Raw genomic sequence first — 1,136 nt, 5'->3', positions numbered from 1 at the left:
CGCCTCCATGAACTCCTGCCCTGGCACTGGAAAGCTCCCCACCACGACCACAATACCATCGCCGCCTGAACACACCCGCGTCTCTCGCCGGATGGTTACCGTTTCTGGGACAGTCTGGCCGGGCAATCAATCAATGACCGGCAACGCCTCATGCTGAACCGTCTGCTGGACGGGTTCGAGGGCAAGCTGACCTCATCCAAATGGGCGAAGCTTGCAAAAACATCACCGGATACAGCCCTGCGAGATATCAATGATCTCGTGTCGCGTAATATTCTGGCCCGGGAGGCGGCAGGAGGAAGAAGCACCAGCTATGCGCTGGTTTTTCCCGAGACGTAAAATGCGGGTCGATGCTGAAGGACAGGCCCGTTGATTGGGTATCATCGGTATTCAGGCCTGTGTCCTTACATCGGTGAGCGCGGATGAAATGCGCTGGGCGACCTGATCCGTCGAGCGTTTGACATTTTCCCGCTTCAGATGGGCGTAGCGGGAGGTAGTCTTGATGTCGCTATGGCCCAGCATCCGGCCGATCATTGTCAGGTCCGCTCCCATCTCCAGGGCATCCGATGCAAAGGAATGACGGAGATCGTGAAGCCTGACGCCATCCAGCCCTGCCGCCTTGCGGATACGACGCCACGGCTTTTGCAGGTCAGTGAGATATTCGCCAGCCTTGCGTCCGGTGATGACATAGGGATTGTCGGGCAGGCGAGGGGTGGCCTTCAGGACATCAACAGCCGCCGTACCCAACTGGACGGTCTTCGCTCCGGTTTTGCTGTCTGGCAGGCGCAGTTCCGCTCCATCCAGCCAGACATGCGCCCACTGGAGCGTCTGGATTTCCTGTAACCGGCAGCCTGTAAGGGCAAGCAGGCGAATGGCCCGTGCCGCTTCGGGCATATCTTCGGCGGCCTCGTCGAGGCTGCTTCCCAGGCGCGCATACTCTTCTCTGGTGAGAAAACGCTCACGTCTTTCCTCCCGGTAGCGTTTGACACCCCGACATGGATTCACGCCGTCCTGGCGGATGCCCCATAGGTCGGCAAGGCTGAACATCTTTGACAGAACGCCCAGCGTCCGGTTGGCCTGATAGGGGATGTGCCGGAAACTGCCATGAAATTCGACGACTTCCGCCCGTGACAGGTCGG

Annotated in this window: 1 protein-coding gene and 1 pseudogene; one reads left to right on the top strand and one right to left on the bottom strand. The window is 59.3% G+C overall.

Going from position 1 to position 1,136, the window contains the following annotated elements:
- Positions 1–99 precede the first annotated feature (99 nt).
- Positions 100–336, top strand: a pseudogene (locus CFR79_RS15435) (DUF4172 domain-containing protein); the annotation flags it as partial.
- A 51-nt stretch (positions 337–387) separates the two neighbouring features.
- Here the strand turns inward: CFR79_RS15435 and CFR79_RS15430 are convergent.
- The coding region (locus CFR79_RS15430; protein ID WP_146220168.1) for a tyrosine-type recombinase/integrase at positions 388–1,136 on the bottom strand (749 nt) is incomplete at its 5' end.

Source organism: Komagataeibacter saccharivorans, assembly GCF_003207825.1.
GTDB classification, from domain to species: Bacteria; Pseudomonadota; Alphaproteobacteria; order Acetobacterales; family Acetobacteraceae; genus Komagataeibacter; species Komagataeibacter saccharivorans.
The sequence above is the reverse complement of the archived record's forward strand: the minus strand, read 5'-3'. Positions and strand labels throughout refer to the sequence as shown.